Genomic DNA, 19341 nt, shown 5'->3' with positions numbered 1-19341 from the left:
TAGATAAACCGAGTTTAACTTTCACATCGGCTAACTGGAATACTCCCCAAACCGTCACTGTCACCGGAGTAGATGACTTAGTAGTAGATGGGAATGTTGCTTACAACATTGTCACCGCACCCGCTACCAGTACCGATACTAATTACAGTGGTGTTGATGCTTCAGATGTCGCAGTTACTAATACTGACAACGACACCGCACCGATACCCACGCCCACACCCACGCCCACACCCGCACCAATCCCTCCGAACACACCAAGACCAACACCCACACCCGCACCAATCTTTGGGGAAACACCAACACCAACACCCACACCCGCACCAATCTTTGGGGAAACACCAACACCAACACCCACACCCGCGCCAATCTTTGGGGAAACACCAACACCAACACCCACACCAGCGCCAATCCCTGGGGAAACACCAACACCAACACCCACACCCACACCAGCACCAATCTCTGCACCAACCCCTGCACCAATCTCTGCACCAACCCCTGCACCAACCCCTGCACCAACCCCTGCACCAACCCCTGCACCAACCCCTGCACCAACCCCTGCACCAACCCCTGCTGAAACACCGACGCCAACACCATCAATAACGCCAACACCAATAACTAATAACATCCCCAATGACGACTGCATCTGCGATGACATTGACTATCCCAACTTAAACCAACCTAACTCAGTTGAAAACACCATACTCGGTGTATCGGGAATTCAAATAGGCACTGCCCAAAACGATGAATTTCTCGGCAGCAACAACGGCAATATATTCGATGCCAAATCAGGGAATGATAACTTATATGGTGGCGAGGTTCGCGACATCCTCAACGGCAACACAGGCAATGATTTTATCAGCGGTGGCAAAGGTGATGACATCCTATTTGGAGATGAAGGAAACGACATCGTTCTTGGCGACTTGGGCAATGATTTAATCTTCGGAGGCAAAGGCAATGACTCCATAAATGGCCGCGAAGGTAATGACATCATTCGGGGTGATAAAGATAATGACTTCATCGATGGGGGCAAGGATAATGACACCTTATTTGGAGGCAAAGGTGACGACATAATGCTTGGTAGTGATGGAGACGACTACCTGTTTGGAAATGAGGGTTCGGATACCATCTGCGGCGGTGCTGGCAATGATTTTATCAGCGGTAACGAACAAGCAGATATTCTGGGAGGATGTGAAGGAAATGATACTATTTACGGTGGGGAAGATAACGATACTCTCCTGGGCGGAAAAGGCTCTGATATCCTTTACGGAGATTTGGGAAATGATAGTTTGATTGGCGGTAGCGGCAATGATATCTTTGTCTTAAATGCAGGTCAAGGATTTGACATTATTGCTGATTTTACCATTGGTCAAGATTCGATCGCACTAAGCGGAGGTTTGAGCTTTAGCCAGTTAGCAATAACTCAAAATACTCAGGGTACAATTATCAAAAATGCCTTGACAGGAGAAGAGTTAGGTGTGATGATTGGAGTGAGTGCCAATTCGCTAACAGCGGCTAACTTCATGCTGGTTTAGGGAAAAATGAAAAGTGCGATCGCCATTAAATCCACAAAGGGCGATCGCACTTAAATCCAAATCAACAATTGATATCACATCTGACGCTGAAATTCCTCCAAAACATCCATCAACTTAACTTGACACTGCATCGGAATCAAATCTGCCAGCGGCACTTCTCGCTTGCCGCCGCCCAACTTGATTGAAATTCCTTGCAAAACTCCTTCAACTTTGTCAGTATCTAAATTGCCCTTTTCCAGCATTGAATAAAGTTGTTGGGCAACCACCGTATGCAGGTGGGCATCACGGAGATACAAATGCCACTTGGCAATGTCAATGTAGACATTTTCGCCGATTTCGGCTGCTAAGGATTCGATCGCCTGAGTAGTATTAGCCATATAAAAAGCAGAAAGTTATTGGTGATCCGTCAAAAAAAGTTAACCGATCGCCGACAACTGCCTTCAGCCAGAATCTTTGGTGAGGGGCGAATAATCGGCGATCGCAAAAATGAAAATCGCGTGGGCCAAAACTACTAGAGCCCATACACCCGTTACCGAAACTGCCCAAGGCCAATCAGCCTTTTGCAAATTTTGAACAAACCACAAACCAGAATTTGTAGCAGAAAAAAGACCGACGTGGATGGCAAAATTCATCCGGTCATCTAAGCGGCGGTACTCGGGATCGTTGCGATCGGGTTTGCGGGGCCAACGAGGAGGCATAGTTTTTCACATGATATTAGTAGTTCTGTGCCTATTTTAATCTTAAGCGCAGCTTTTTGAATTCTGCATCCCTCTCAAGACAGGAAATTTATTCCTCTAAATTTTGATAATCCCCTGATTTGCCACCGCTTTTGCTTACCAGACGAATCGATTCAATGGCGATCGACTTTTCCAAAGCCTTCGCCATATCGTACAAAGTCAGCGCCGCCACCGAAACCGCCGTCAGCGCCTCCATTTCCACCCCAGTTTCCGCCTTAATCTTCACCGTCGCCCGAATTTGATACCCCGGCAACCCAGCATCCGCTATCACCTGCACCTTCACGCTACTCAGCGGCAGAGGGTGACACAGAGGAATCAAATTAGCCGTCTGCTTGGCCGCCATAATCCCAGCCAGCCTCGCAGTGCCCAACACATCCCCTTTCGGCGCATTCCCCGCTTCAATCGCAGCAAACGTCTCCGGTAGCATCCGCACCCGCCCCGCGGCCACAGCTTGCCGCACAGTTGCCACTTTCGCCGAAACGTCCACCATTTGGGCTTCCCCGCTGTTGTCGAGGTGAGTTAGCTGCGGGCGATCGGGCAATTTAGAAATATTTTGAGAAAGGTCTTGCATTATTTTGAGAATGGTGTTACTGTTAGATTCTGTGCGGAACAGAGATTGTTCAATTTTAGATTAAATCTAAAATTTCAACTCTCCAAGCAACAGGGGCTTGTAGCTTAGTTGGATAGAGTGCATGGCTACGAACCATGAGGTCGGGGGTTCGAATCCCTCCAAGCCCACTACTAAAAGTTATGAATTTTGAATTCTGAGTTTTGAATTAAGAAATTAATCCAACTCACGACTTAAAACTCATAACTTTTTTAATTTTGTGCGTTTACTAGACCTCTTGCAAAAATATCTAGGACGATGCTCAAAGCCCATCCCACAAAAATCATTTTTTATGGTGGAGTGGGCTTTGAGCATCGCCCCAAAATTGATTAAAAGGACTTTGGCAATTCAAGTCTACTGATTCAAAGCATAAATATCTTTGCCTCTACCGATCGCAAATTTCATCGAATTAGACAAGCCCTTGCTAGACTGAGTAATAAAAACCAGCAAAGCCAAGCCAGCGAGGCCAGCCGCAAAACCAAACATATTTCTGTAGCCAACTTGTTCAGCAACAAAGCCTAAAGTCGGCCCAGCAATCGCAATTCCCAAATCAAATCCGCCAATACAGAGCGAAAACAAGCGGCCCCTTTCATGAGGTTCGCACCTGTCCGACATCAGCGTTACCATCATCGGCAAAACCGTACCGCCCGCGCAACCTTCAACCAAAGCTGCTATTAAAAAAGCACTGCTGTTGTTAGCAAAATACAACAATAACATAGATACGGCATAACAAATTAAGCCGCCAGAAATAAACAAGCCCCGACCGTATTTGTCCGAAGCCCGTCCCGTGAGCAACCGTATACCGAAACTGGCGATAGCCGCCGTAGAATAAAATAATCCCGGATTCAAATTAGCCTTAGTTTCTTGGATAAACAAAGGCATAAAAGTGCTCAAAGTTCCGAATACTAAACCAACCAGCAATAACACTAAAGCCGGAATCCGCACTCTAGGATTCCACAGCATTTCCCAGTATTTTTGGCTATTTTTGTCCTCAGATAGCGAGTCCGATTGTGTTAAATCTGCAAAATTAGGTTCCGCAATTTTGCAGGTAAAAAATACAGCCGTTGCAGCGAAAACCGCCGACATCGCAAACAAAGGAGTATAACCAACCCCAGCTTGCACAAATCCGCCAATAGCCGGGCCAAATGCTAGACCAATAGGACTCACCAAACTCATGTAACCGATTAATTCGCCCCGCTTTCCTGGTGGCGACAAATCTGTTACCAAAGCGCTGTAAGCTGTGGTAAAAGCGGCGATACTAATGCCGTGAAAAACGCGAATAAGTAACAGTAAGGGGATAGATTGAGCTAACAGGTAGCCCACAGGGGCGATCGCAGCGACTGCCACGCCTAGCAGCAAAACTTGTTTTCGCCCCCTGCTGTCGGCTATTTTACCCAACGGTGGCCTCGATAGCAAAAGTCCGATCGCAAATGCACCCATCACAAAGCCAATTTGCTGTTTTGTGCCGCCCACAGATTGAACGTACAGCGGCAAAGTTGGCAGCAGCGAAGCCAAACTCGACCAGAATAGCAGGCCTGCGGTGAATAAAGTCAGCAAGCTGCGTCTGGGTTGGGGATCGATGTCCCTAAAAATATTCAAGATGCGAATTCCCTTTAAATCTTCCGAGTCCACTCAAGCTAACGTCAAGTGTATCCATATCATTGTGTTACAAATCCTTAATATTTGCAACTATAGCGGTTCTCAATGGAGTGAAATCCCAAATATGTAGGTTGGGTTGAGGTAACGAAACCCAACTCTTCATTTCAAATAAGATGTTGGGCGGAGCGAAGCGTAGGGTTCGCTATCACTCAACCCAACCTACTTCTACTTCTAAAAAAGTTGATATTTTACTCAACAGTCAACCGTCAACAGTCAACAGTCAACCGCGAACAGTCAACAGTCAACAGTCAACACTCTTACCAATCAACCTCAGCCCTTTCCTCCACCACCCGGTCATAAACCCACTGGGTTTCCATCGCCAACTTCGGCCAACTAAATCGGCGTTCCAAATCCTCATAAGCATTGTCAACCAACCACCGCGCGTAACCCGGATTTTTCAGCACCTCCAAAATTCCCCATGCCAAAGAATCCCGATTGTTTGCCTCAGTAACAATGCCAGTTTTAGTGTGCAGCACCACCTCTGGAAGTCCGCCCGCATTCGACACCACCACAGGCACTCTTGCAGCAAAGCTTTCTAACGCTACAATCCCAAAAGGTTCGTAAAGACTGGGAAAAACCGCGCAGTCAGCCACCGTCTGAAATTTGTCAAGATTTTCCTCAAACATGAACCCCGTAAAATAACACTTATGCCAAATTCCTAAATGCCAAGCCAACTGTTTTAGATGGTCTGTATTGCCGCCGCCAACAATCACAATTTTCGCTTTGCCCCCCATTTCCCAAATTACTTTAGGTGCAGCATTTAGAAATACAGCAATGCCTTTTTCATAGCTAATTCTTCCTACATAATATACTATTTTTTCGTCGTCTGTCGCAAACTGGCGGCGGAAGTTCATCGCGTCAAATTCGTTCCAGCGCGGCTTTTTTTCGGCTCTAATTCCGTTGTAAATTACCTCGATTTTGTTCCACGGAGTCGATAGTACCCGTTCGGCTTCCCGCCGCATATAGTCGCTGCAAACAATTACCCGCCAAGCGTTGTAAGCGAGGTCGTTTTCCTTGCCGTTAATGTAGCGCTGTCCTTCGTTGTGGATGCCGTTGAAGCGCCCGTATTCGGTGGCATGGATGGTGGCAATTAGGGGTACTTTAAAGGTATGCTTGAGGGCGATCGCCGCATCTCCCACCAACCAATCGTGAGCGTGGATGATATCAAAGGGGCCTTCCTCCAGCATTAGTTTGCCGCCTTGTTTGCCCATGCTTTGATTGAGATTCGCGACCCAGTGAAAAAAGTCCCTGGCGTGCCCCACCACCACCCGATGCACCCGTATTCCTTCCACCACTTCGTACATTGGCGCGTGGCCGAACTCGACTGTAATTAAGTGAATCGAGTGGCCCAGCTTCACTAATTCTGGATACAGTTCCGCTACGTGGCGGGCGATACCGCCTACGATTCTGGGAGGAAACTCCCATGCCAATACCAAAATTTTCATCTTTCTTCCTCCAAATAATTTATATATCTTAATGTTTAGGATTAACAGATTTATTGTATAATAATCGGCCTCAAATTTGAGTTGATCGCAAGTTGATGCCCAATGCCTGACTTTTGGCAGCAACAAAGACAGAAAATCATTCCTAAACCTGGTTTTTGCAGGAAATTGCTCGATCGCCATTACCTGAAAAAACAGGTTTCCTCAAGATTTGAGCCACTGAGGGAAGCAATGGCGATCGTAACTACCCGCTTACCGTTTCTTCAAAATCGGCTCCAATTCGCCGCGAAAACGCGTCCAAGCAGCAGCAGATCCAGAATTAGAAACAGCACCCTGACGCATCAAAATCGCGCCATCTTCAAAGCCAACAATTCCGTACTCTCCTGATTTGGACATTCGATCGATCGCCGGTACGATCTCCTGCAACTGTCCCCGTTCCCCGCGAAACGCAGCCTGATACTGCTGCAACTGCCAGATATCGGCAATTACATATTGCATCTTCACTGCCTTCCCCGCATCATTGCGGAGTTCAAACATCGGAAACCTGAGAATTTCTCGGCGGCTTGACAAAATCGGCACAATAGTATTCGTCGCTGCCACGCTAGCATCAGCAGGAATTTGAGCCAACAGCGGCCGCACTTGCAAAACGTGCTGCCATTGTCTGACAAGAGGAACCTGCACCCAAGGATCGATCGCATCGGGCAAAATCAAAGAAAAAGTCCGATTTGGGTTAGAAGTGAAGGTAAAAAATAGCGACAAACAGATGCAAAACGCCCAAAAGCGGCGAAACCTTGAAGACGAAGGCAGAGGAAATAAAGCAGAAGGAAAACGCAAAAACATTCTTTCCTCTCTCACCATTCTATCTTCTTCCTTTTGACGCTGGGCCCACCACAGAATCGCCCCATAAAAAAGCCCTGGAACCACAGTCATCGCATAGCGAATATTAATTGCCAGCACCGACTCTCCTTTCGCTAAAAATAGCTTCAGCAGCGGAAATCCAGCTATCATCCAAGATGCAGGCGCGAAAGCAGGAACCAAAGCTAATGGCAACCACTGGCCAAGCAGGTATCTAATTTTACCAAAAAACGGCGTAAATAATTGAGCCACCAAGCGCCCGGGATTGCTAACCATTCCCCAAATAATTTCAAGAGTCGAAGCTTCATCTCCATCGGCATATTGGCCGAAGCGCTCCATCATAAACCGCTGGGATATGTCAGCAGAAAACAAAGGCATAATCAGATTGGTCAGGACGATCATATAACCAAAACTGAGTATGCAGACGGCTAAACCAGTCCCAGGGTAGCGCCGGCTCAAAATCAGGTAAACTCCAACGCCAAATAAAACAACTCCCCCATCTTCTCGCACGGCCAAAATTAAAGTTGCCAGAATCCCAAACAAGGGCCACCAGCGCTTCTCCATAGCCAGCAGCAAGCCAAAGACATAAAGTGGAATTTGACAAATATCGTGAAAATTGCCCAAAGTCGGGCCGATGACCGCGTTAGCGCAGTAATAGCTCACAACAATTGTCGCCGACAGCCTCGGTTCCAGATAATGTCTGGCGAGAGCATAGAGCACTCCTCCAGCCGCGGTAATTAAAGTCACCTGCAACACCGTCAAAGTGACGGGCGAGGGAAACAGCGAGTAAATTGGCAGCCACAGCATCAGCGCCGGGGTGAAATGCTGCCCCAACCGGTAGTAAGATACTTCCGGGAGCTGATTTTGGTGAACCACATTAGTGGACAAAGCCGAAGAGAGGGAACTCTCAAACAAGTGACCCCGAGTGCCGTTCCAAAAAAGTTGATTGAAAATGCCTTGGTCGTAAGTAGCGTAAAAACTGTAGTAGCGATGCAGCGTCAGCAACAGGCACAGCACAAAAAAGGCGGCCGCCACTTTCACCACCACCTGCAGCGACTCATTTTTCTTCCATCTCAAAAATGTCATTGGCCCGCCGTAATGAAATCATCGGACACTAGCATAAATCTAAAGCAAGTATTAAATTAAAGTAGAAGTGAAATAACTCGGCTCGGCAATGGTCAATTATTTTCACCCGATCGAAAAGCTCAACAGCGTCCATCCAACACCCGGCACCAGCGGCACTGACTGTTCTCCCGAACAGCCGGTCAATTCCGCACCGCTTTTACAGCTTTTGCTGTTTGTAGACAAGCGTCCCTCTTCTAGGGAACAGACCAGACACATCCGCAAGTCCCTAAAGGATTTGAAGGCAGAGTGCGACTTTGATCTTCAAATCATCGACGTAGGAGAACAGCCCGATTTAGCCGAACACTTTAAACTTGTAGCCACTCCCTCGTTGCTCAAAATTCATCCTGAGCCGCGACAAACTCTCGCCGGCAGCAATTTAATCGCCCAACTCGAACACTGGTGGCCCCGCTGGAAGCGTTCTGTAGAAGAATACGCAGCTCAGCAGCAGTCTGCCCCTGCTCTGACGGCAGCAGCTCTGGCAGACCCAAAACCCATCTATTCGGTTGCTTGCGCCACTGAGCTCGTGCAGCTTGCGGATGAAGTTTTTCGGCTAAAACAGGAAAAAGAACACCTGCAAGAGCAGTTGCAGTTGAAAGACCGGATTATTGCGATGCTGGCTCACGACTTGCGTAATCCCTTGACGGCGGCATCTTTGGCTTTGGAGACTTTGGAGTCAAATCAGAAGGTGAAGGAGGGGCAAAAGTCCCGTTTGACACCGACTCTGGCGGCTCATTTGATGAAGCAAGCCCGCCGCCAAATCCGAATTGTCGATCGTATGATTACAGATATCCTGCAAGCAGCCCGGGGTACAAACGCTCAACTCCACATTGAACCAAAAAGAATCGAACTGGGGGCGATTTGTCAAGATGTAATATTGCAGTTTCAAGACAAATTTCAGGCGAAAAGTCTGAACTTAGAAACAGACATTCCCGCAGATTTGCCCTTGGTTTATGCCGATCCCGATCGCATCAAACAAGTCATAGTCAACCTGCTTGACAACGCCAGCAAGTACACGCCAGACCGAGGAACTGTTAATCTTTCAATTCTCCACCGCACCGCTTACAAAGTTCAAGTCAGTATTTGCAACAGCGGCCCGGGAATTCCTGAAGAAGATTGCGCGAGCATTTTTGAAGACAGCTTTCGCTTGCAGCGAGATAAATCAACAGACGGTTACGGCATTGGACTGTCTCTGTGTCAAGGCATCATCCGCGCCCACTACGGTCAAATTTGGGTAGACTCTGTACCCGATAGAGGCAGTTGTTTTCACTTTACTCTGCCCGTCCAAAAATAGTTGACAGTTGACAGTTGACAGTTGACAGTTGATAGTTGATAGTTGATAGTTGATAGTTGACAGTTGATAGTTGATAGCAAGAAATTTGACATGACAGTTCAACTTTGCCGCAGTGCAGCAATAATCTGTGCGTTTGCCTTGGGAAAAGTAAATTGGTCAATTTCGTCGAGTGTTACCCAGCGAATTTCATCGCATTCGATCGTTTGCGGTTCCCCGCTGACGTGGCGGCAGTGGTGCACGTATAGTCTAACTGTAAATTTAGTGTAGTCGTGGTCAATTGTAATCAGGCGATCGCCAACTTCTACAACAATCCCCAACTCCTCCATAATTTCCCGTTTTATGCAAGCTTCGATTGTTTCCCCAGGCTCTATTTTTCCGCCCGGAAACTCCCAGAAACCCCCGTGCAGTCCATGTTGTCGGCGCTTGTCAATCAAAATTTGTTGGCGATCGTTCCAGATTGCAGCAACGCCGATAACTTTGTCGGCCAAGGGAGTAATAGACATATTAATTAGAAATTGGGAATGGGGAATTGCGAATGGGGAATTGGGAATGGGGAATTGGGAATTTAAGAATAATATCAATAATTATTCAATTATTTAATCTAAAATCTAAAATCTAAAATCTAAAATCTAAAATCTAAAATCTAAAATCTAAAATATTAAGCCCCCATCTTGCGAGGGGGGGCTTGACACTTGTACACTTAAATGTTAAGAATCTACTAATCGTCCGAGCCGTGTCTCTCACTGGCTTGTATGGACTTTTCAAAAGTCATTCGCTGTTCGGCATTTTTGAGAAAATAACCGCTAATCATAGCTGAGGCGAGCAATCTACCCAAATGTTCGCGACTGGTAGTCACTGTCACCCCGAAGTGTTCCGAAGGCAAATTCCCCAATAGTCCAACAATATTTCGCTCCATTACTTGAAACACTTCGTGAGAAGTCGGCTTAGACAACTGAGAAACAGTGTCGGGAGCCATTGACTGCACGTATTGCCATAATAAGTTGGCATTTTCTCCGTCTTCTTCAAAGAATTCTGGGGATTTATTAGATGAGTTGCTCACGAGTACCTCCGTTTCAGAGACAGCTTTTTATTTGAGATGCGGGCGGTTAAATTAAATAACCTTTACCTTATCCGATCGCTGTTGATCTTTATTACTAAGTATTTACTAATGTAGCAGGACAGTTACCAGCACTGAGTGGGCACAACCGAATTAAAGGCGACGGTTTTTACGATGTTTAGATGGGGAATTGGCGATCTGGTGCGTCCGGATCGCCAATCCCCAATCTATCTAGCTGGCTAGATAATCGTTGATATCTTGCTTGCGCTTGCGGAGTTTGGTCAAAGCTTCCCGTTCAATTTGCCGCACTCGTTCCCGACTGATGTTGAGTCGATCGCCTATTTTGGCCAAAGTTAAGGTTTGCCCGTCTTCTAAACCGAAGCGCAAGGCGAGCACTTCTCGCTGTTGCTGAGTCAGTTCCGCCATCAGGTGATCTAAGTCAGTCCGCAGGGAAGATTGCAGGGCAAAATCTTCCGGGGTAGTACCAGTATCTTCCAACAAATCGCCCAACTCTGTATCTTGATTGTCTCCCACGCGCAAGTCCAGGGAAAGTGGCAGGCGCGAGCGATCGAGATATTCGCGAATTTGCTTGGGAGTCAAATCTAACTCTGCAGCCAACTCTGCAGAAGTAGCCGCGCGGCCGAGCTGTTGAGCTAGCAGGCGCTGAGCCTTTTTAATTTTGTTGAGCTTTTCGGTAATGTGGATCGGCAAGCGGATGGTGCGGCCTTTTTCGGCGATCGCCCGAGTAATTGCCTGACGAATCCACCAATAAGCATAAGTTGAAAATCTGTAGCCCTTAGTCGGGTCAAATTTTTCTACTCCCCGCTGCATCCCGATCGTACCTTCCTGAATTAGATCGAGCAAATCTACGTTGCGCTTGATATATTTCTTGGCAACAGACACTACCAGGCGGAGATTCGCTTCCACCATTTGGCGCTTTGCCCTTTCCCCGTGTTCGATCGTCCGCTGCAACTGTGCCTCAGACAGCCCAACTGCCTGTGCCCATTCAGCCGCCGTCGGGTCGCGGCCTAACTCTTCGGCTAAAATATTTTTCTCCTGATGCAGTGCGGCTGAGCGCTGTACCTGTTTCCCGTAGAGTATTTCTTGCTCATGGGTCAACAAGGGAACGCGGCCGATTTCCCGCAAGTAAGCGCGAACAGAATCTGTATCTGAGGACTTAAGAGTTTTCATGAGCTTTTCCCGCTGAGGATCTGTGCCTCTAAAGGTTTGCGGTAGTCGCAAACCCCTAGCTTTAGCTGGGAAGGAAAGCGGGCGGGGACTTGCGCTTTCCTTCCATTTAAAGAGGCTTAATTTTATGGTAGCTAGCTACTACTCCCAGTCAGCACCGTCTCAGGTTAGGTTTTTGTTGGGGTGTGCACAATACTACGTTATGTTAAGAATCTTAACATTTGTGAGAGCACTTGCCTACACTTCTTCATATTTATTTCATGCCAGCCTGAACTGTTGGTAGGAGAGTAACCACTTTCCTGGCTTTACAGTTGCATCATATTAAACAAAATCGCCCAAATCTCAGAGGGGTAGATGGGGAGAGGGGGAGGAAACCCTGGGGACACAGCGAAGTTAAAAATACAATTTAAAGGCCCGGCAGCTTCAGTTGACGATCGCACTCCGACCCAAGAAACCGGGCTTTTTAGCGACTCTGCGGGCTGTAACGAGGTATTTGGGTTATAAAAACCCGATTTCAGGCCATCCGTGGGTCCAAGACTATAAATGTGAAGTTACAGATATTGATGAACCCGCCCTACAGATAAGCATTAATTAACAATTAAATAAGAGATTTGAATTGCAGGCATTCGCTCTCCTATCTGGAAATGAATCTGCGTTTATCTGCGTTTATCTGCGGTTTCCCTATCAATCAAAAATTTATGCAATAAGTCTAATCAGCTCTTTGGCGTTGAGCTTCGTACAAGATCAGGGCAGAGGCGATCGACACATTTAAAGATTCTACGCCACGACTCAGGGGAATTTGGATTTGTCGATCGGCCAAACTTCTCAATTCTGGCGACAACCCAGAGCCTTCGTTGCCCAAAACTATCAGAGTCGGCACTCGCAAATCTACTTCCCAATAAGTCAAACTCGCGTCGGCAACGGTTGCTAATATTTGCATTCCCCGATTTTTATACGCCCAGACTTCGGCGGTTAAATCTGGAGTGACTGCTACGGGCAGTTTAAACCAAGCTCCTGCTGAGGCGCGCAGCACCTTTGGATGGTCTAAATCGGCGCTGTCGGTGCTCAGCAGCAAACCATCGGCATTAGCAGCCGCAGCCGTGCGGACGATCGCCCCCAAGTTGCCTGGATCTTGGATTGTTTCGAGGGCTATTCCTAAAGTTGAGATTTCTGCAGGCGCTGTGGCGGTGCGGGGTGCGGTGGCGACAATGCCGTCGGGTTGGACTGTAGTCGCGATCGACTCTAATACTTTTGCACTTACTAATTCTGTGCGATCGGCTAAACTACCAATTTGCTCCCACAATTTCCCGTGGCGATCCAACCATTCGGGAGTGCAGCAAACTGTTTCTAGCGGGTGTTTAGCGGCGCAAGCTTCTTCGAGCAAATGCGTCCCTTCTAGTAAAAATAATTGTTGTTCCCTGCGTCCCTTCGAGCTGTGCAGCCTGCGGATTTCTTTGACTAGGGGGTTTTGAATACTTGTAATCATTGTTTAATTCAGCAGAGCGAATGGGGTTATTTCCTTTACCGGGTTAACCCCAAACTTCCTTCTGCTTTTGGAATGCGGAACCCGGGACTTGAACCCGGAAGGCTTGCACCACATGAACCTGAATCATGCGCGTCTACCAATTCCGCCAGTTCCGCATCGGTCACGAATCACTACTTTGCCATAAGTTCGGGAATCTGTCAAGTGTTTTGGGAAATATTTTTTCTGCTTCTGGGCTGCGAGTAATATATCTGTTAACTAGACTTATTGCATGGCATAAACCGATCGATCGGTCAACCGCAGATTTCAGGCAGATTGACGCAGATCAACGCAGATAATTTGGATTTTTTAGCGATCGAATGAAGCGAATTCAAGTTGACTGTTGACATTGGTGGAAAAACTTAATATTGCCCGAGTCCCTTGGCTGATGATGTTAAAATTTTTGTGGCAGATAGTTCTCATCTCGGCTACCTATGTCTGAGCCATTAATCCTCGATCCCAGTCAGCTGCCAGATATTAGCAACTTAGTGCTAGAAGACGATACTCCTTTGGACAGCTTCATCAACGAAAAACAGCAGCGACTGCTGACAACGGTTTTATATAGCGGTGGCGATACAGGGATTACTGTTCCTTTTATTGCGGCGGCAAATGTTGGTTTGTTCAGCAGCGTGCGTCAACCGGGAATCGCCCCGGATGTTTTTCTTAGTATCAATATTACTGGTGCTGAGGATTGGTGGGAAAGACAAGTGCGATCGTATTTATTTTGGGAATTTGGCAAACCTCCCGAAATTGCGATCGAAATTGTTTCCCCAACTCCGGGAAATGAATTGGGCAGCAAGTTAATAGACTACGCTCGAATGCGAATCCCCTATTATGTTGTGTACGATCCGCTACGCGAGTTGAGAGGTAGCACGCTGCGAGTTTTTGAGTTGCAGAACCAATCCTACGCGCCCAAAACTGATGCTTGGTTTCCCGAAGTCGGTTTGGGATTAACTCTGTGGGAAGGTGAATTTGAAAAGGTCGGTGGTACTTGGTTGCGCTGGTGCTATCCTAGTGGCGATCCCATTCCTACAGGCGACGAACTGGCGGCTCAAAAAGATGCTCAGTTATCTCAAAAAGATGCTCAGTTATTGGAGGAACAAGCGCGGACTAAACGAGCATTTATTCAGATGATCGAACTCGGCTTGAATTTGAAGTTTGGAGAGGAAGGATTGCTGCTGCTTGATGAAATTTCGGCAATTTCTGATGTTGCTGTTTTGCAGGCGATCGCATCTTATATGCCTGAAGCCAACAACCTTGACGCAATCCGCCAAATTTATCAACCATAATCTTACAAAGTTATTAGTAATATCATGTCCGTTTGATTCGGAATTGTATCTGATGATTTTTGCTAGGGGCGGGTTCGCCGAGATATTTGATAAGTATCGACAAATTATATAAACCCGCCGCCCATACTCACATCTTGCATCATCTTTAGGAACGGGCAAGATGCCATTCCACTTTATTTAGGAACGGGCAAGATGCCCATTCCACAACACATCAAGTTTCTTGTGGGGTGGGCATCCTGCCCGCGACACAATACAATTTAGATCCGGGACAACTTACTTCAAAAAACGGGCAATTCAATCAGCTAAATCAGGGAAAACCTCGCGCACTGCCGGATGCACTAATCGGTGATTCTGCACGTTCAATCCCTTCGCCAAACTCGGATTCATTTCCAAAGCTTTAATCCCGTTATTTGCCAACTCCAAAACATAGGGCAAAGTGCTGTTATTCAAAGCTTGAGTCGCTGTCCAAGGCACGGCACCGGGCATATTTGGTACGCCGTAATGCACAACTCCTTCCTCAACATAGGTAGGATTTGTGTGAGAAGTTGCTCGCAAAGTTTCTACGCAGCCGCCTTGGTCAACGGCTACGTCAACAATTACAGAACCGGGGTGCATCTTCGCAACAAATGCGCGAGAAACCAGAATTGGAGCTTTTTTACCTAAGACCAAAACTGCACCGATTAATAAATCAGCATCGGGAACAACTGCTTCAATTTGCAAAGGACTGCTGTAGAGGTATTCTACTCTGGAACCGAACAGAGTTTCCAAGTAGGCTAAGCGATCGACATTTACGTCTAATATCTGCACTCTCGCGCCCATTCCTACAGCAATTCGCGCTGCTTCTGTGCCGACAATGCCGCCGCCCAAAATCACAACTTTACCCGGTCTTACTCCCGGTACGCCACCCAAAAGCACTCCTCTGCCACCTTGCTGTCGTTCCAGAAACCGAGCTCCGAACTGCACTGCCAAACGCCCTGCAATAATACTCATCGGCGTTAGCAGTGGCAATTTTCTGTCCGGGAGTTCGACGGTTTCGTAGGCGATGGCCTGGACTCCGCTGCTGATTAAATGCTCGGTTAATGTGCGATCGGCAGCCAAGTGCAAATATGTAAACAGCAACTGCTCTTTTTGCATCAGCGGATACTCAGCAGGCAGCGGTTCCTTAACTTTAACAATTAGTTCGCGATTCCAGACATCTGATGCTTTTAAGACAATCTTAGCCCCTGCTTCAACGTAGTCCTCGTCCGCGAAACCGGCCCCAGCACCAGCATTCGTTTCGACGAAAACTACGTGACCTTTGTCCCAACAAGCCCGGACACTTGTGGGACTTAGCCCGACTCGAAACTCTAAATCCTTGATTTCCTTGGGGACGCCTATTTCCATCTATAACCTCTAATCTCAGGCATACGTAGATCGAATCTAACCTAAAAACTATCCCCAGCGGGACAATACCATTGTAGATTTTAGATTTGGCAATCCGGGTGGGCTAGGATAATTTTTGTTGGATTTTCCGCCAGATCGATCGCAATTTCCCAAATTGATCGTTTTCCATCAAGTGGATCGTCTTTTTAGCTTGTTCCAACTGTAACTGTAGCTGTTGAATTTGATATTGGTAATTCTGCAATTCGGAATTGGCTTCCTCCAACGGAATTCGCAGTGCCGTTTCCCCAGTATTTTTCCTGATTGCCACATCGTGATACCCTAGGGGCTGAAAGGCAAAAAATACGATTTCCCAGTTGTTCGCAATACAAAACTCATTGACTGCTTTCGCCACACCGTAAGGCATCACCTCGCATACCGACCAATTCGTATAATCGTTAAAAACCATCATTCCTGCGGCTTTAATTTTCGTGTAACCTTGCTGAATATCTTTGCATACACCGTGATATTCGTGGTCGGCATCGATATACATCCAGTCAAAATACTCGTCAGGAAAGCTCCTTAAAATTGTCGAAGAATCCCCTTCGTGAAGCTCTACCGTTCCATTTTCTATCCCTTCTTGAACTAGACTTTTTTGTTTTTTGCTGACTTCTGCTTTGAATAAATCAAGATTATAATCGATCAAATGCAGCTTTTTGGGCTTGGCAATAGCCAGAATTTTTTCGGCAAAGCGCCCGTATTGAGTTCCCACCTCAGCCACCACACTATTTTTAGGCAGATATTCCAATATCTTTAATCTACTTTCAACAAAGCGACAATTTTTCACGTGACAATCTTGAAGCATTGGGGCCGAAAGCAGCAATGGATTGTCATCAAAATTATTCCATTTCTCGTTATTCCAGTCCTTAGTCGCTTGTAAAAATCTTTTTTTGTATTGTATAAAATCAAACATATTATTCCGATGATAATTGAACTCGAAGCCGTGGGGAAAATATCTAATCAATACCAAGCATTTTGTAGTCAGTGCCTACGTTTTTTTGCCAATTCAGAAACAGTGACTAAAGTCCCTGCTACATTTTTTTGACATTTTTGACCTTTGGGCAATTTGGTCGGCTACAAAAAATGCTAGGGTCATCCTATTTGATTTGTGAACGAGATTTTTTGTAGAGGATCCCCTGATGGTGTATAGAAGGAGAAAAGAAAGAAATATTGACTTTGACAAATCCTGAAAGGATTACTATTTAATTTTAAGTTAACCCTATTTTAGATTAAAATACATTAGGGTTTAATAGATGTGATTAAATAATAGCTGATAGAGAGTCTGCTGTCAATATATTCGATCGGTCATTTATAATTTAACAGCAGCGACTCAGGTCTCTAAAAAAAAATGCCACGCACACCTACCTTAACATTCGATCGCGGAACTCTATTGCTGCACCCGCCGCCCCAAGGCAGAGACTGGGCGGACTTTGCCACGTGGGACGATCGCGTGGAAAAATTCCGCATTCGAGCCATTCACTACCGCCCGCTGGTAGAATGCCTCCAAGCCGACTGCATTCACTTCACCGACGAAGCCCGGGCCTACGAACTGCTCGAACTCGTACCCAGCGTCGAAATGCAGCCTTACCCGCATCAAAAAGAAGCCTTAGCAGCTTGGCAGCAAGCAGGAAGCCAAGGAGTAGTAGTCCTCCCCACCGCTTCCGGCAAAACTTATCTGGCACAATTAGCCATGCAGGTCACAGGCCGCAGTACATTAATTGTAGTACCAACTCTCGATTTAATGCACCAGTGGTATGCTAATTTGAAAGCTGCTTTTCCAGACATCGAAATCGGATTGTTGGGCGGAGGTTCACGGGACAAAACGCCTATTTTAGTCGCAACCTACGACAGTGCAAGTATTCATGCAGAAACCTTGGGCAATAAATACGGGTTGTTGGTTTTTGACGAATGCCATCATTTACCAACGGACTTTTATCGAGTAATATCTGAATATGCGATCGCCCCTTTTCGACTCGGACTGACAGCAACACCGGATCGCACCGACGGCCGCCACAGCGACTTACATTTCCTCGTCGGCCCGACAGTATATAGCAAAAGACCCGAAGATTTGGCAGGCGATGCCTTAGCCGACCATAAAATAGTTCAAATCATGGTAAAACTGTCAAAAGAAGAAACCGACCGCTACAGCGAATTCATGAACATTCGCAACGACTTCTTAAAACAGTCTAACATCAAAATATCCAGCCTCGAAGGTTGGAAACAGTTTATCATGGCAAGCGCGCGATCGCCCTTGGGAAGGCGCGCCATGCTAGCCCACCGCCAAGCAAAAGAAATCGCCCTTTGTACCGAAGGAAAACTGCGAATCTTAGCCCAAATACTAGCAGAACACTCTCCCCATCGCACCCTAATTTTTACCGGAGATAACGCCACAGTTTACCGAATTTCCCAAGAATTTCTCATCCCCACAATTACCCACCAAACCCCAGTCAAAGAACGTCACGAAATCCTCGCCCGCTTTCGCAGCGGCGAATACAAAACCCTCGTCGCCTCCCACGTCCTCAACGAAGGAGTTGACGTACCAGATGCCAGAATTGCTATTATATTGTCAGGTACCGGAAGCGAACGCGAATACATCCAGAGATTGGGTCGAGTTCTCCGCAAAAGCAGCGATGTAAATAAGTTAGCAATTCTCTACGAAGTCGTCACCGAAGACACCAGCGAAGAAAGAACATCTCAGCGCCGCAGAGGAGGAATGCAAGTTCACAAACCCCAACCAAAAGTACAAATAGAACCGCCGCCCACAGCATATCCGAAATTAGAAACTGTCAAACCAACACCAATTTACGGAGTCAACCGAGAGACAACAAAAAAAGCGGCTGAATCACCAGCAAAATGGGGAGAAGACAATGATGATGAAATTCCTTGGTAGTCAGCCTAAAAAAGTTAGTTATGAGATGGGTAGTCTTAGCGAAAAGATGGCTATATAATTAAATCACTCCTAGGTTTATTTAAAATCTAAAATCTACAATCTAAAATCTACAATCGATTTACGGAGTCAACCGAGAGGCGACTAAAAAAGCAGCAGAATCACCCAGAAATTGGGGAGACAAAAATGATGATTTCACGGAATTTTTAAGATTTCCCAATTAGTGTATAATCTAAATATTAACTAATTCACATTACTGGAAAATGATCGATATCACACAAATAAGTAACTTTAAAGTCTTCCCCAAACATACAGGAGTTTGGGAGGGAACTTGGACAATCCTCAATGCTGACCTCCAAGAAACCCAGCGTTTTACAGCCGTGTTAACCCAGAAAATTGTGGACAACGAGTGGAGGCAAACTAACGTTCAAACTTATGCCAATGGCAAGACTGAAACCCAAAACTTTGTGGGTCATGTTGTCGGTGAAGGGCAGGTGGAAATTGAAAGTCCTGACTCTATCTTTTCTAACTACAAAACACTAGCCACAGAAGTTGGAAATCATCTGATAGTTTTTCAAATATGGGATAAAGCAACTAACATTCTGAGGGCCGTTGAAACAATAAATCTTGTCAGTGACAATCGGCGAATTCGGACTACCCAAAGCTTGACAGAAGATGGAAAACTTAGGGGAGTTATGGTGATTGTCGAACAAAAAATTGAGTAAAAGTTT

General features: G+C 46.4%; 17 protein-coding genes and 2 tRNA genes. 6 read left to right on the top strand and 13 right to left on the bottom strand.

Going from position 1 to position 19341, the window contains the following annotated elements; genetic code table 11:
• On the top strand, window positions 1–1532 hold a 1532-nt coding region (locus QUA58_RS05565; RefSeq protein ID WP_333393277.1), incomplete at its 5' end, for a calcium-binding protein.
• 74 nt (window positions 1533–1606) lie between these two features.
• On the opposite strand, the gene QUA58_RS05560 is transcribed toward QUA58_RS05565, so the two are convergent.
• From QUA58_RS05560 to moaC, 3 genes are all read right to left on the bottom strand, one after another.
• Window positions 1607–1909, bottom strand: a complete 303-nt coding sequence (locus QUA58_RS05560; RefSeq protein ID WP_333115568.1) for a DUF3181 family protein — start codon at window positions 1907–1909, stop codon at window positions 1607–1609.
• A gap of 63 nt (window positions 1910–1972) precedes the next feature.
• Entirely contained in the window at window positions 1973–2230 is a 258-nt protein-coding gene (locus QUA58_RS05555; protein ID WP_333115571.1) for a 2TM domain-containing protein, read from the bottom strand.
• 88 nt (window positions 2231–2318) lie between these two features.
• Entirely contained in the window at window positions 2319–2840 is a 522-nt protein-coding gene (moaC, locus tag QUA58_RS05550; protein ID WP_333249367.1) for a cyclic pyranopterin monophosphate synthase MoaC, read from the bottom strand.
• 93 nt (window positions 2841–2933) lie between these two features.
• Here moaC and QUA58_RS05545 point away from each other — a divergent pair.
• Window positions 2934–3007, top strand: a tRNA-Arg gene (locus tag QUA58_RS05545).
• Between the two features lie 223 nt (window positions 3008–3230).
• Here QUA58_RS05545 and QUA58_RS05540 read toward each other — a convergent pair.
• From QUA58_RS05540 to QUA58_RS05530, 3 genes are all read right to left on the bottom strand, one after another.
• Window positions 3231–4475, bottom strand: coding sequence for an MFS transporter (locus QUA58_RS05540; protein ID WP_333249366.1), 1245 nt, complete (start codon window positions 4473–4475; stop codon window positions 3231–3233).
• Window positions 4476–4792: 317 nt separating this feature from the next.
• Window positions 4793–5980: a glycosyltransferase family 4 protein gene (locus tag QUA58_RS05535; RefSeq protein ID WP_333249364.1), complete on the bottom strand. Its 1188-nt coding sequence runs from the start codon at window positions 5978–5980 to the stop codon at window positions 4793–4795.
• A 249-nt stretch (window positions 5981–6229) separates the two neighbouring features.
• Window positions 6230–7918: a DUF2079 domain-containing protein gene (locus QUA58_RS05530; protein WP_333249362.1), complete on the bottom strand. Its 1689-nt coding sequence runs from the start codon at window positions 7916–7918 to the stop codon at window positions 6230–6232.
• A gap of 88 nt (window positions 7919–8006) precedes the next feature.
• On the opposite strand from QUA58_RS05530, the gene QUA58_RS05525 reads away from it, so the two are divergent.
• A complete protein-coding gene (locus tag QUA58_RS05525; protein ID WP_333249361.1) occupies window positions 8007–9248 on the top strand; it encodes a histidine kinase in 1242 nt (413 codons plus the stop codon).
• Between the two features lie 98 nt (window positions 9249–9346).
• Here the strand turns inward: QUA58_RS05525 and mutT are convergent, their stop codons facing one another.
• The 5 genes from mutT to QUA58_RS05500 form a co-directional block, all read right to left on the bottom strand.
• A complete protein-coding gene (mutT, locus tag QUA58_RS05520; RefSeq protein ID WP_333393276.1) occupies window positions 9347–9751 on the bottom strand; it encodes an 8-oxo-dGTP diphosphatase MutT in 405 nt (134 codons plus the stop codon).
• 215 nt (window positions 9752–9966) lie between these two features.
• A complete protein-coding gene (locus tag QUA58_RS05515) occupies window positions 9967–10308 on the bottom strand; it encodes a DUF760 domain-containing protein (RefSeq protein WP_172187001.1) in 342 nt (113 codons plus the stop codon).
• A 228-nt stretch (window positions 10309–10536) separates the two neighbouring features.
• Window positions 10537–11496 (bottom strand): RNA polymerase sigma factor, RpoD/SigA family, encoded by a 960-nt coding sequence (locus QUA58_RS05510; RefSeq protein ID WP_333249357.1) that lies wholly within the window; start codon window positions 11494–11496, stop codon window positions 10537–10539.
• A 706-nt stretch (window positions 11497–12202) separates the two neighbouring features.
• A complete protein-coding gene (locus tag QUA58_RS05505; protein WP_333249356.1) occupies window positions 12203–12979 on the bottom strand; it encodes an RNA methyltransferase in 777 nt (258 codons plus the stop codon).
• A 73-nt stretch (window positions 12980–13052) separates the two neighbouring features.
• Window positions 13053–13134 (bottom strand) — tRNA-Leu (locus tag QUA58_RS05500).
• Window positions 13135–13449: 315 nt separating this feature from the next.
• Between QUA58_RS05500 and QUA58_RS05495 the strand changes: the two genes are divergently transcribed.
• Window positions 13450–14304, top strand: coding sequence for a Uma2 family endonuclease (locus tag QUA58_RS05495; protein ID WP_333249354.1), 855 nt, complete (start codon window positions 13450–13452; stop codon window positions 14302–14304).
• Between the two features lie 294 nt (window positions 14305–14598).
• On the opposite strand, the gene ald is transcribed toward QUA58_RS05495, so the two are convergent.
• Both ald and QUA58_RS05485 read right to left on the bottom strand, forming a co-directional pair.
• Entirely contained in the window at window positions 14599–15687 is a 1089-nt protein-coding gene (ald, locus tag QUA58_RS05490; protein ID WP_333393275.1) for an alanine dehydrogenase, read from the bottom strand.
• A 103-nt stretch (window positions 15688–15790) separates the two neighbouring features.
• Complete coding sequence (locus QUA58_RS05485; protein ID WP_333249350.1) at window positions 15791–16636, bottom strand: class I SAM-dependent methyltransferase; 846 nt, start codon at window positions 16634–16636, stop codon at window positions 15791–15793.
• Window positions 16637–17071: 435 nt separating this feature from the next.
• Between QUA58_RS05485 and QUA58_RS05480 the strand changes: the two genes are divergently transcribed.
• Both QUA58_RS05480 and QUA58_RS05475 read left to right on the top strand, forming a co-directional pair.
• Window positions 17072–18613 carry a DEAD/DEAH box helicase family protein gene (locus tag QUA58_RS05480; RefSeq protein ID WP_333249348.1) on the top strand — a complete coding sequence of 514 codons (1542 nt, stop codon included), beginning with the start codon at window positions 17072–17074 and terminating at the stop codon, window positions 18611–18613.
• 260 nt (window positions 18614–18873) lie between these two features.
• Window positions 18874–19335 (top strand): DUF3598 family protein, encoded by a 462-nt coding sequence (locus QUA58_RS05475; protein ID WP_333393274.1) that lies wholly within the window; start codon window positions 18874–18876, stop codon window positions 19333–19335.
• Window positions 19336–19341: the final 6 nt, after the last annotated feature.

Origin of the sequence: Microcoleus sp. N9_A1 (genome assembly GCF_036701795.1) — a bacterium.
GTDB lineage: Bacteria > Cyanobacteriota > Cyanobacteriia > Cyanobacteriales > Microcoleaceae > Microcoleus.
Note: the sequence above shows the minus strand (reverse complement) of the source record. Positions and strands in the feature narration are given on the sequence as shown.

Coding starts and splice junctions, on each gene's coding strand:
- QUA58_RS05495 (WP_333249354.1), top strand. CDS start 13,450: ATGTCTGAGCCATTAATCCTCGATCCCAGTCAGCTGCCAGATATTAGC.
- QUA58_RS05475 (WP_333393274.1), top strand. CDS start 18,874: ATGATCGATATCACACAAATAAGTAACTTTAAAGTCTTCCCCAAACAT.
- moaC (WP_333249367.1), bottom strand. CDS start 2,840: ATGCAAGACCTTTCTCAAAATATTTCTAAATTGCCCGATCGCCCGCAG.
- QUA58_RS05525 (WP_333249361.1), top strand. CDS start 8,007: ATGGTCAATTATTTTCACCCGATCGAAAAGCTCAACAGCGTCCATCCA.
- mutT (WP_333393276.1), bottom strand. CDS start 9,751: ATGTCTATTACTCCCTTGGCCGACAAAGTTATCGGCGTTGCTGCAATC.
- QUA58_RS05535 (WP_333249364.1), bottom strand. CDS start 5,980: ATGAAAATTTTGGTATTGGCATGGGAGTTTCCTCCCAGAATCGTAGGC.
- QUA58_RS05555 (WP_333115571.1), bottom strand. CDS start 2,230: ATGCCTCCTCGTTGGCCCCGCAAACCCGATCGCAACGATCCCGAGTAC.
- ald (WP_333393275.1), bottom strand. CDS start 15,687: ATGGAAATAGGCGTCCCCAAGGAAATCAAGGATTTAGAGTTTCGAGTC.
- QUA58_RS05560 (WP_333115568.1), bottom strand. CDS start 1,909: ATGGCTAATACTACTCAGGCGATCGAATCCTTAGCAGCCGAAATCGGC.
- QUA58_RS05530 (WP_333249362.1), bottom strand. CDS start 7,918: ATGACATTTTTGAGATGGAAGAAAAATGAGTCGCTGCAGGTGGTGGTG.
- QUA58_RS05505 (WP_333249356.1), bottom strand. CDS start 12,979: ATGATTACAAGTATTCAAAACCCCCTAGTCAAAGAAATCCGCAGGCTG.
- QUA58_RS05510 (WP_333249357.1), bottom strand. CDS start 11,496: ATGAAAACTCTTAAGTCCTCAGATACAGATTCTGTTCGCGCTTACTTG.
- QUA58_RS05485 (WP_333249350.1), bottom strand. CDS start 16,636: ATGTTTGATTTTATACAATACAAAAAAAGATTTTTACAAGCGACTAAG.
- QUA58_RS05480 (WP_333249348.1), top strand. CDS start 17,072: ATGCCACGCACACCTACCTTAACATTCGATCGCGGAACTCTATTGCTG.